11 protein-coding genes are annotated in these 10,425 nt (G+C 68.5%); 2 read left to right on the top strand and 9 right to left on the bottom strand.

Annotation, left to right across the window (positions count from 1 at the left end; genetic code table 11):
* Positions 1-80 precede the first annotated feature (80 nt).
* Both VGR06_RS01275 and VGR06_RS01270 read left to right on the top strand, forming a co-directional pair.
* Positions 81-1,451: a S8 family serine peptidase gene (locus VGR06_RS01275; protein WP_327557047.1), complete on the top strand. Its 1,371-nt coding sequence runs from the start codon at positions 81-83 to the stop codon at positions 1,449-1,451.
* Between the two features lie 11 nt (positions 1,452-1,462).
* Positions 1,463-2,266, top strand: coding sequence for an SAM-dependent chlorinase/fluorinase (locus tag VGR06_RS01270; protein ID WP_327557046.1), 804 nt, complete (start codon positions 1,463-1,465; stop codon positions 2,264-2,266).
* Between the two features lie 82 nt (positions 2,267-2,348).
* Here VGR06_RS01270 and VGR06_RS01265 read toward each other — a convergent pair whose 3' ends face one another.
* From VGR06_RS01265 to VGR06_RS01225, 9 genes are all read right to left on the bottom strand, one after another.
* Positions 2,349-3,521 (bottom strand): DUF6236 family protein, encoded by a 1,173-nt coding sequence (locus tag VGR06_RS01265; RefSeq protein WP_327557045.1) that lies wholly within the window; start codon positions 3,519-3,521, stop codon positions 2,349-2,351.
* A gap of 240 nt (positions 3,522-3,761) precedes the next feature.
* Positions 3,762-4,577, bottom strand: a complete 816-nt coding sequence (locus VGR06_RS01260) for an MOSC domain-containing protein (protein WP_327557044.1) — start codon at positions 4,575-4,577, stop codon at positions 3,762-3,764.
* Between the two features lie 19 nt (positions 4,578-4,596).
* Positions 4,597-6,024 carry an adenylosuccinate lyase gene (gene purB, locus VGR06_RS01255; RefSeq protein ID WP_327557043.1) on the bottom strand — a complete coding sequence of 476 codons (1,428 nt, stop codon included), beginning with the start codon at positions 6,022-6,024 and terminating at the stop codon, positions 4,597-4,599.
* A gap of 9 nt (positions 6,025-6,033) precedes the next feature.
* A complete protein-coding gene (locus VGR06_RS01250) occupies positions 6,034-6,978 on the bottom strand; it encodes a hypothetical protein (protein WP_327557042.1) in 945 nt (314 codons plus the stop codon).
* A complete protein-coding gene (locus tag VGR06_RS01245; RefSeq protein ID WP_327557041.1) occupies positions 6,975-7,511 on the bottom strand; it encodes a SigE family RNA polymerase sigma factor in 537 nt (178 codons plus the stop codon). Before VGR06_RS01245 ends, VGR06_RS01250 begins: the two co-directional genes overlap by 4 nt.
* A 61-nt stretch (positions 7,512-7,572) precedes the next feature.
* The gene (locus tag VGR06_RS01240; protein WP_327557040.1) at positions 7,573-8,421 is read right to left on the bottom strand and encodes a hypothetical protein; all 849 of its coding nucleotides are present in this window, start codon (positions 8,419-8,421) and stop codon (positions 7,573-7,575) included.
* On the bottom strand, positions 8,418-8,951 hold the full coding sequence (locus VGR06_RS01235; RefSeq protein WP_327557039.1) for a SigE family RNA polymerase sigma factor: 534 nt from the start codon (positions 8,949-8,951) through the stop codon (positions 8,418-8,420). Before VGR06_RS01235 ends, VGR06_RS01240 begins: the two co-directional genes overlap by 4 nt.
* Positions 8,952-9,004: 53 nt before the next feature.
* On the bottom strand, positions 9,005-9,589 hold the full coding sequence (locus tag VGR06_RS01230; protein WP_327557038.1) for a TetR/AcrR family transcriptional regulator: 585 nt from the start codon (positions 9,587-9,589) through the stop codon (positions 9,005-9,007).
* A complete protein-coding gene (locus VGR06_RS01225; RefSeq protein ID WP_327557037.1) occupies positions 9,589-10,356 on the bottom strand; it encodes a hypothetical protein in 768 nt (255 codons plus the stop codon). The genes VGR06_RS01230 and VGR06_RS01225 overlap by 1 nt, the downstream gene beginning before the upstream one ends.
* Between the last annotated feature and the right edge of the window lie 69 nt (positions 10,357-10,425).

Genomic DNA, 10,425 nt, shown 5'->3' with positions numbered 1-10,425 from the left:
CAGTTCGCACGGGGGTGTTCGAAACGCGCTGATCGTTGTTTACTCCAACTACCGGGTTTCCCTGCACCTCGGAGGACATCGTGCTGATCCGACGCGCCGCCACCGCGGCTGTCCTGGCCACCGGACTGGTCATCGCCGGCTCGCCGGCCGCCCTTGCCAGACCCCTCGACCTGGCCGCCCCGCTCGCCGGCCTCCGCGCCTACTTCGTGATCACCGCACCGAACGACACCACCGGTGCCAAGTCCGCGGTGGCAACCAACGGCGGCATGGTGTTCGCCTCCTACGACGCCATCGGCGTGATCGTCGCGCACTCCACCTCCACCACGTTCGCCGCCACCATGCGCGGCGTCACCGGCGTCCAGAAGGTCGGCGCCACCCGCACCACCGACGTCCCCGCCGAGGCCTCCAACCCGGCCATCCCGACCCTCCCCGCCGAGCAGACGCCCACCAGCTCGGAAACCGTCCGCTCCGACATGCGCCAGATCGGGGCCGACCGGGCCAACGGCGTGAACCCCGGCTCCCCCTTGGTCACCGTCGGCGTCCTCGACACCGGCGTCGACGACCAGCACTTCGACCTGCGCGCGAACTTCGACGCCACCAAGTCCGCGTCCTGCGCCTACGGCCGCCTCGACACCCGCGCCGGCGCCTGGCGCCCGGTCCACCCGCACGGCACCCACGTCGCCGGCACCATCGCCGCGGCGCGTAACGGCCGCGGCATCGTCGGCGTCGCCCCCGCCGTCCACCTCGCCTCGGTCCGCATCGCCGAACCCGGCACGGTGCTCTTCTTCCCCGAGAACACCGTCTGCGCCTTCGTCTTCGCCGGCGACCAGGGCTTCGACGTCACCAACAACAGCTACTTCACCGACCCCTGGCTGTACAACTGCCCCAGCAACCTCGACCAGGACGCCATCCTCGAAGGCAGCCGCCGCGCCGTCGCCTACGCCGAGAGCCACGGGGTGCTGAACGTCGCCGCCGCCGGCAACGAGAACGCCAACCTCGCCAACAAGACCACCGACACGATCAGCCCCGACGACTCCACCCCGGTCACCCGCACCGTGAACAACACCTGCCTCAGCGTCCCCACCGAGCTCTCCGGCGTCGTCTCGGTCTCCGCCCTGAACTCCAACAACACCAAGGCCTCGTTCTCCAACTTCGGCCTCAACAAGATCCACATCGCCGCCCCCGGCGTGAACGTGTTCTCCACCCTCCCCGGCGGCACCTACGGGTCCTTGTCCGGCACCTCCATGGCCTCCCCGCACGTCGCCGGCGTCGCCGCCCTCCTGGCCAGCGTCGACCCCGCCGCCACCCCGGCCACCCTCCGCACGCGCCTGGCCGCCCAGGCCGACGACCTCCGCTGCCCCACCTCCGACACCCGCTGCACCGGCACCACCACCTTCAACTCCTTCTTCGGCGAAGGCCGCACGGACGCTTTCCAGGCCGTCACCGGCTAAGTTCGCGTGATGTGACCTACGACTGGATCACGTTCACCACCGACTACGGCCTCGACGACGGCTTCGTCGCCGCCTGCCTCGGCGTGATCGCCCGGACGGCCCCCACCGTCCGGGTGATCAACGTGACCCACACGGTGCCCCCGCACGACGTCCGCCGCGGTGCCACCGTGCTTGCCCAAACCGTCCCCTACCAGCCGCCGGCAGTGCACCTGGCCGTCGTCGACCCCGGCGTAGGCACCTCCCGCCGCGGAGTCGTCATCGTCGCGGGTGAGAGCCTCCTGGTCGGCCCCGACAACGGTCTCCTCATCCCCGCCGCCGACGCCCTCGGCGGAGTCTTGTCCGCCTACGAGCTCACCCGCCCCCAGTACCGCCTCCCCACCGTGTCGGCCACCTTCCACGGCCGCGACATCTTCGCCCCCGCCGCCGCGTTCCTGGCCGCCGGCACCCTCCCCCACCGCATGGGTCCCTCCGTCCACCCCGCCACCCTCGTCACCTTGCCCACCCCGAAAACCGTGACCGACCAAGGCAAAGTGACCACCGAGGTACTGGGCATCGACCATTTCGGCAACATCCAGCTTGCCGCCACGGCAAAGGATCTCGAGGCCCTGGGCCAGATCCGTGCCGTCCACGTCCGCGCCGGCCACCAGTCCGCCGCCGCCATCCTCGGCCGCACCTTCGCCGACGCCCCCGCCGGCATCATGATCGTGTTGATCGACTCCGCCGACCACCTCTCCCTGGCCATCAACAACGCCTCCGCCGCAGCCGCCCTCCCCTGCACCCCTGGCGACCCAATAGTCCTCACCGCGGCCCGGTAATCATTGTAGCTGCGCGAAGCGTGCCCGTTATAGCTCAGCAGCCGTATAGCTTCCCGTTTTGCACGCCTAGCGGATCAACAAACTAACCGAATGCACGCAGCAAGGAGCCGCCTTTTAGCTTGCGATCAGCTGCTAGAAGGTAAGATACCGCAGACTCATTTCGCAGGTTCCTCCGTACCTTGGCCTTTCCTGCTGCGTAGGGCACGACCGCCAGGGCTACAGCCGTCCCGCCAAGCAAGAGGTTCCCTCCTACTGCGACCGCGCTGGCCATTAACGCACCAAGGGTCGGGCCCAGATCTACCTTCAGCGCAAGTGCACCTGCCAGCGATTCTATGCCCATGCCACGTAGGGCTTGACGAAGTTCGTCCAACTGTCGCCTGGTGGTCCTGTCATAAAGCGCCTGCAGGTGCGCCCGAGCAACGTCTAGATTCTCGATTGCGGCAACCGCTTCGAGTTCAGCAGCAAGTCCAGCAACATGCCGCTGAAAATCGATCAACTCAGCGCGATACCGCTGGCGAAATTGAACCAATCTTGAAACAGGTATGTCAGATAGCCGAGTCGGCTCGAGAACCGCATTTATCGCAAGATGCACATAGGCACTCTCTGGATCATTTAGTGCCCCATTTCGTGATCTCCCATCGAATAGCAGTTCAGCGATACGATCTGATGCGCCTACGGCGTGGTGTATCGCCAGATCATCCGTGACAGGAGACATCAAATTGTTATTGCTTTTAGCGATGACATCCGCCAGTGTAGCCATGTAGATTGAACCTAACATGGGCCGCACTCCGATCCATGGTTGTCCACCAGGCTCCGGCGTGCCAAGTTCGACATCAATCAGCAAGCTACGTAGCTGGTCGGCCATTCGTGAACCACCCGAGCCGCAGTAGATCCAGAATAATTCTCTACTGAAGGAAGGTGAGCCAGTATTATGATTGCCATCCGCAGGGTAGTAGGTCGAGCGAGCGCCACGCTTTTGGGAATCCGCTAGATCGGACCAAGAGCCACCGCCGTGTTCAATGTGATACAGCTCGACGAGATGCTGACGGTCAGCACCCAGAATCTCGAGAAATTCGGCAGATACGTGTTCGAGATCGGATGAGCTGGGCGCCATCTCTTCCACCAAGTCGGTTTCAGCACACACTTGACGGACCACTTCAGTGTCACGGTTGTCGACATCGCGTGGTCGAATTCTAAAAACCTTGTCCCACGTCAAGAGCGCAAGCTTCAACCAATTGTCGTCCTGAAAATGCATCCAGGGGTAGTAGAGAGCGACTGGCTGCATGAGATCGCTCCACCTCCTCCGCACGTCACTTGACAGCCGGCTCTGCAAACGCGCCCACGTCGACAACGCTGCGCGACGAACCTGTCCCTAGTCTGTTGTATCGGCTGGGCGAACCCGAACGTTGCGTAACGGACAAGATGATCAAGTAGCGCATTGATCAAGAAGTCACCACGGCCGCCGGGACGGAGCGGTGAGATGCGGAGACACCAGTTAAAGCCAGGAGGTGACGGTGATTTCGTCGCCTACGAAGATCTCGCCGGGGTGCAGGACGGCGGCTTTCATGCCGAAGCTGACGCCGCCTTCGGGTTCGCGGCGGTACTCGGCCAAGGTGCGCAACGGTTCAGGGCCGGAGCGGACGCCGGCCAGCTGGTCGACCGTGGTTACTACGCAGCGGATGTCGCGTTTGCCGTAGGCGATCTCGACCGGGCCGATCTGCATGCGGTGGACTTGGTCTTCGGTGTGGGGGTCGGGCCAACCGGCAACCACGATGTTGGGGCGGAAGCGGTTCATAGGCAACGGGTCTGCGCCCTTTTCGAGGAGGCGGGCGTTGAGACCGTCCAGTGAGGACAGGGAGGTGATCAACAACGCGGTGGAGTCGCTGTAGAGAATCTGGCCGGGGGTGTCGCCGCTGCCTTCGCGGTTGAGGCCGATGGGGGCGCGCATGAGGCGGGCGGGGGTGTTGAGGACCTCAGTGAACCAGGTGGCGGCGTCGTCGCCTTGGTCGTGGGCGGTGCCGTGCCACTTGTGGACGGTGACCTCGCGGAGTGGGCCGTGGGGGTTGACGTCGAGGATGAGATCGTCGGTGGTGGGGGCCGACAGGGCCAGCTTGGTGCCGGCGTGGAGGACCTGGGCGCGGATGGTGGCCAGGCGGGCGACGTTGCGTTGGGTGAGGGCTACACCGTCGGGGTCGGTGACGACGAAGCTGCGGTCGTGGGCGAGGCCGGTGGGCGTCACCTCGGCGCGGTCGACGGTGACCCCGGCGCAGCCCTTGATCGGGTAGTAGGTGAGCGCGGAGACGGTCGCCATGGCGCCAAGCTACTCCGGGTCAGAGTATTGGCGCTGGTGAATAACCTGCGGCGTCGCCGAATCGGGCGAGGGCGTCGGACACGCGTTTGACCACGGCGGCGACCTGGTCGGAGGCGACGCCGGTGAAGCCGAGGGGGTCGGACAGCAGGGCATCCAGATCTTCGCGGTCCAGCGGCAGGCGGGGGTCGGCGGCCAGGCGGTCCACCAGGTCGTTGCGCTCGAGGCCCTGCTCACGCATGTTCAGCGCGACCGCGACGGCGTGTTCCTTGATCACTTCGTGGGCGGTTTCGCGGCCGACGCCCGCGCGGACCGCTGCCATCAGGACCTTGGTGGTGGCCAGGAACGGGAGGTAGCGGTCGAGCTCGCGGGCGATCACGGCGGGGTAGGCGCCGAACGAGTCCAGCACCGTGATGAAGGTCTCAAAGAGACCGTCGGCGGCGAAGAACGCGTCGGGCAGGGCGACCCGGCGGACCACCGAGCAGGACACGTCGCCCTCGGCCCACTGGTCGCCGGCCAGCTCGCCGACCATTGACACGTAACCGCGGAGGACGACGGCCAGGCCGTTGATGCGTTCACACGATCGGGTGTTCATCTTGTGCGGCATGGCGGAGGAGCCGACCTGGCCGGGTTGGAAGCCCTCGGTGGTGAGCTCGTGGCCGGCCATCAGCCGGATCGTCTTGGCCAGGCTGGACGGGGCGGCGGCGAGCTGGACCACGGCGGACACCACGTCGTAGTCCAGGGAGCGCGGGTAGATCTGGCCGACGCTGGTGAGCACCCGGTCGAAGCCGAGGAACTCGGCCACCCGGCGTTCCAGCGCGTCTACTTTGGCCGGATCGCCGCCGAGCAGGTCCAGCATGTCCTGACCGGTGCCGACCGGGCCCTCGATGCCGCGCAGCGGATACCGCTCGATGAGACCGTCGAGCCGCTCGAACGCGATCAGCAGCTCGTCGGCCGCGGACGCGAACCGCTTGCCCAGCGTGGTCGCCTGCGCGGCCACGTTGTGCGAGCGGCCGGCCATCACCAGATCGGAGTGCTCCGCGCTGAGCCGGGCGAGCCGGGACAGGGCCGCCGCCGCCCGGGACCGGAGGATCGACAGCGACGTCCGGATCTGCAGCTGCTCCACGTTCTCCGTGACGTCCCGCGAGGTCATGCCCTTGTGCACGTGCTCGTGCCCGGCCAGCGCGTTGAACTCCTCGATCCGCGCCTTCACGTCGTGCAGGGTCACCCGCTCCCGCGCGGCGATCGAGTCAAGATCCACCGTGTCGACAACGCGCTCGTAGTCCGCGATCACCGAGTCCGGGACGCCCACGCCCAGCTCGGCCTGCGCGCGCAGCACCGCGAGCCAGAGTTGCCGCTCCAGCACAACCTTGCGCTCCGGCGCCCACAGGGCGACCAGTTCGGCGGAGGCGTACCGGGACGCGAGCACGTTGTCGACACGGGACTTCACAACCCGAGCCTAGAACGTCAGCCGCGGATCGGCGGCGATCGCCGTCAGCTGCTCCTGGGAGAGCACCGGACCGGTCTTGCCGTGTGCGGACTTGTAGCCGGTGTCAACCTGAACGACCACCCCGTCGGGGCGTACGTGCGCCACGGCGACGCCCTTCGCGCCGGCGCCGTCACTGAACTTGTAGAGCTGCAGGTGCGAGCCGTCGGGGTTGGCCGTGTCGCTCACCACCGGTCCCCAGTCGCCGCCCACCGCAGGGGCCTGGCCGAGCCCGGTCTTCTGTTCGTGGCAGATCGACACCGAGACCGCGCTGTACCCGTCGCCGTTGACCCAGTAGGCCCCGGCCACGCACCGCCGGTCGTCATAGGGCTTCACCCCGACCGAGTCGAACCGGGTGCCCGGCACCTTGTCGGCGAGCACCGGCGGCACGACCCTCTCGAACTGCTGGACCGCCTGCTCCCATCCGGTGAACGGCTGCTGCCCCTTGCCGGGGTCGTCCTGCGGGGGCTTCTTGCAGGACGGCGGGATCGGCTTGGTGCCGCTCGGCCGCGGTTTCGTCTCGGTGGGCTTGGGCACACTCGAGTCGGGCTCGGACGGCTTGGTTTCCGCCGGCTTGGTCCCGGTCGGCTTCGTGGCCGGAGGCTCGCTCGGCTTCGTGCCGGTGGGCTCCGGGGACTTCGTTCCGGGCGGATCGCAGGGGTCGGTGGGCTTGGTGATCGTCGGCTTCGACGTCGGCGCCGAGCCGAACCCGCTCACCCCGGAGTCGACCCGGAACACCTGCAGCACCGTCACCACGCCGAGCACGACCGCCGCGGCGGCGGTGGCCGCGCCGATCATCGCCGACCGGCGCCGGGTCGCCCGCACCGCGCGGTCGACCACGTCGTCGGGGTCGAAACCGAGCGTCGGCTCATCCGCAAGTGCTCTCCTAAAGCGGTCGCCCAACTGCTCTTCGTTCATGGAAGCTCACTCCTCAACGCTGTCGGGGCGGAAGAATCCAGCGCCGCCTTCATGGCGGCCAGGCCCCGTGCCGTCTGGCTTTTGACAGTGCCTTCGGAGCACCCGAGAGCCTCCGCCGTCTCGGCGACGGAGAGCGACTCGAAGAAACGCAGGACGAGCACCGCTCGCTGGCGGGGCGGAATCGCCGACAGCACCCGGAACAGCTCCGCCCGCAGATCCCGGTGCGCGACGGCGACGGCCGGGTCCGCGCCGGCGTCGGCGCTTTCCGGGACGACGCCGTCCCGCTGCTCGGCCCGGCGCCACGGCCGGCGCCGCTCGTCGAGCCAGCAGCGGAGCAGGGTCTTGCGCGCGTAGCTGACCGGCCGGTCGGTCCGCACCACCCGCGGCCAAGCGCGATGCATCTTGATCAGCGTGGTCTGCACGAGGTCTTCCGCCAGATGCCATTCGCCGCAGAGCAGATAGGCGCTGCGGCGCAAGGCAACGGACTGGCTCCGGGCGAACTCCCGGAACCGGATCTCGTCGGCCTTCCGCATGTGCACTCCCTTCGCACCGACGCTACTTACGGCACCGGCGCGAGAGGGGTTGCACGCAGGATCAGATGCCCAGCGCGGGATCCGTGGCCAGCGCGGTCAGCTGCGCGACCGTCACCGGTACGGCCGGCTGCATGGCGAACGTGCCAGCGCCGGTCGGGTCGTAGTTGTAGCCCGCGGCGCGCACGACCGTGCCGTTGGTCCGGTAGTGCAGCACCGACGTGATCACACCGCCGTGCAGGTTCGCGTCGATGTTCTGGGTGGTGACCAGCACCGAGCTGCCGTCCGGTTGCTTGACCACGTCGCACTGGGTGACGCCGCCCTCCGTGCACTGCTGAGCCGGTGGGGGTCCCTCGGTTCCCGGGGCGGAGGTGTAGATGTCGACGGCGGTGCGCACGCCGTTGATCGTGAAGCTGGTGAACGCCTCCAGGTAGGCCTGACCGTCCGCGACCGCCCCCTCGGCCTCGCCGCCGAACTGCTTCGGCAGGACCTGCTTGGCGTTCGGCACGACCTCGGCGAACTGGGTCTTCAGGTGGTTCTGCATGGCCGTGCCGCGCTGCTTCAGCTGCGTGGCGGTGTAGTGCGGCGCCACCACGTTCGGCGGCGGCCAGGGAATGTCCACCTTGGCCGAGGCCGACGTCGTCGGTGGTGCCGTCACGGTCGCCGTCGGCTTGCCGGACGATGCCCCGCCCGGCGCCACGCTGGTGATCTCGCCCCGCTGCTGCCCGAGCACGGTCGGCACGGCCACCGCCGTCACCGCCACCACCACGGTCGCCGCACCCGCCCCGACCAGCGCCCGGCGCCGGCGGATCTCCTTGCGGGCGCGGACGATCAGCGCGTCCGGGTCGAACGACAGCGCCGGCTCGGCGGCCACCGCCACCCGCAGGCCGTCCCGCACATCCTGCTCGCTCACGATGCCACCCTCCGTTCGTCCGCGCCCAACCGCGCCACCACCACCCGCAGCGCGTCCAGCCCGCGCGCCGCCTGGCTCTTCACCGTGCCCTCGGAGCACCGCATGACCTTGGCCGCCTCGGCCACCGACAGATCGTCGAAGTACCGCAGCACCAGCACCGCGCGCTGGCCCGGTGGCAACTCCAGCAAGGCCCGGTGCACCAGGTCCTTCGCCCATGCCCGGCTCGTGCCGGCCGCCGGATCCGCCTGCGTGTCAACGACTTCCGGCACGTCCACACCGGGCAGCTCGGACCGCCGGAACGGCCGGCGCTTCTCGTCCAGCCACGTGCGCAGCAGCACCGTCCGCGCGTAGTTGGTCAGGCTCTCCCGCTTCTGCACCCGCGACCACGACCGGTAGATCTTGACGAGCGTGGTCTGCATCAGGTCCTCGGCGAGATGCCAGTCCCCACACATCAGGAACGCGGTCCGGCGCAGCGTCGCCGCGTGCCCGACCGCGAACTGCCGGAAGCTTTCTTCGTCGCCCGTGCGCATGAGGCTCCCTTCCGCCCCCAACTCACGACGGGCGGCGGTTCAGGGTTGCATCTTCACCGTGACAGGGCGTCCCGGAGCATCTCGCGGGCCGCGCGCCGCGGGTCGGGATCCACCTCGATCAGGGCGTTCACCACGGCGCCGTCGACCAGGGAGATCAGCACCTCGACCCGGCGGTCGTCCACGTCGGCCCCGGACCGGATGAAGATCTCCTTGAGCAGCGTGCGCAGCTCGGCGCCGAGGGTGCGGGTGAGCGGGCGCAGGTAGGGGCGCCGGCCGGTGGCGACCAGGCGCTCGTAGCGGGACAGCACCGACTCGGCGTCGTGGTCGGACGGCGGGCCGAGGAGCATCTCCAGCACCAGCTCGACCAGCGTGTCGGCGCTGCGCTGGCGGGTGACCAGCTCGTCCAGCCGGTGCCGGCCGCGGGCCAGCTCGACCCGGCCGTGGTGCTCGACGGCGGCGGTGACCAGCTCGTCCAGCGACTCGAAGTAGTACGTGGTGGAGGCCAGCGGCAGGCCGGCGCGCTCGGCCACGGCCCGGTGCCGCACGGCGTCGAAACCGCCCTCGATCAGCAGCGCCGCGGCCGCCTCGACCAGGGCCCGCCGGCGTCTTTCGCCCTTGGGCGTGCTCCCGCTGGTCATCAGATTCGCTTGGCGAGCCTGTCCACGATGTTCTGCAGGTCGAACTCGAACGGCGCGTCGACCGAGCCGGTGCCGGGCTCGCTGAGCAGGACCACATGCCTGCCGCCGGACGCGGTGCCGGTGCGCAGCTCGGTGTTCTGTGGCTTGTCCTGGGTCAGGCTGCCGAACACACCCTCCTTGGGCGCCACGACCAGCGAGATCAGGCCGCTGTTCCCGCTGGCGTCGGTCACCGGGAGCGCCACGCCGCGTGAGTTGGGCGGGCAGAAGAGGTTGGGTGGCCGCTGAGTTGTGGAGTCAGCGGCCCGGAGCTCGCCCGCGAGGGCAGCAGCGAGCTCCGGGTCCGCCTTCTCGCACCCACTGGGTGCGGTGCCAGGCCCCGGAGGGCCGGCGTTGCCGGTCGGAGTGCCTCCCTGCTTAGGCGACTCCGCCGACAAGCTCTTGTCAGACGGACTGGCGTCCTCCCTGGGTACCTCGTTCGGAGCAGCCGGAGCGTTACGAGTTGATCCGACAACTTCTCCTGAACCTCCGGCCGAGGTGGCCACGGTGTTGGCGTCCGTCCCTGTCCACAATGCCACGCCGATGACCGCGGCGCCGGCAAGAATCGCGATCCCGAGCGCGGATCCACCCAGAAGTGCGGTGCGCCGGCGCTGGGCCTGCACACGGTGTGACTCCGCGACGACGTCCCGGTGATTGAAGGACGGCGGCGGCACGTTCGGGACGGCCGCGCTGAACAACTCACCGAGCTTGCGCTCGTCCATCTCGTCCACCTCCTCCTTCGCTCAGGACGCCGAACGCAGGTCGTCCAGCGCGTCACCCAGCACGTCCCGCAGGGCGGT

The organism is Actinophytocola sp., from assembly GCF_036002505.1.
Taxonomy (GTDB): domain Bacteria; phylum Actinomycetota; class Actinomycetes; order Mycobacteriales; family Pseudonocardiaceae; genus DASYTH01.
This window is presented reverse-complemented; position numbering and strand designations above follow the sequence as displayed.

What these genes read in the sequence shown, in the direction of transcription:
- VGR06_RS01265 (WP_327557045.1), bottom strand. Translation starts at nt 3,521, where the DNA reads ATGCATTTTCAGGACGACAATTGGTTGAAGCTTGCGCTCTTGACGTGG.
- VGR06_RS01250 (WP_327557042.1), bottom strand. Translation starts at nt 6,978, where the DNA reads ATGAACGAAGAGCAGTTGGGCGACCGCTTTAGGAGAGCACTTGCGGAT.
- VGR06_RS01235 (WP_327557039.1), bottom strand. Translation starts at nt 8,951, where the DNA reads ATGCGCACGGGCGACGAAGAAAGCTTCCGGCAGTTCGCGGTCGGGCAC.
- VGR06_RS01230 (WP_327557038.1), bottom strand. Translation starts at nt 9,589, where the DNA reads ATGACCAGCGGGAGCACGCCCAAGGGCGAAAGACGCCGGCGGGCCCTG.
- VGR06_RS01245 (WP_327557041.1), bottom strand. Translation starts at nt 7,511, where the DNA reads ATGCGGAAGGCCGACGAGATCCGGTTCCGGGAGTTCGCCCGGAGCCAG.
- VGR06_RS01260 (WP_327557044.1), bottom strand. Translation starts at nt 4,577, where the DNA reads ATGGCGACCGTCTCCGCGCTCACCTACTACCCGATCAAGGGCTGCGCC.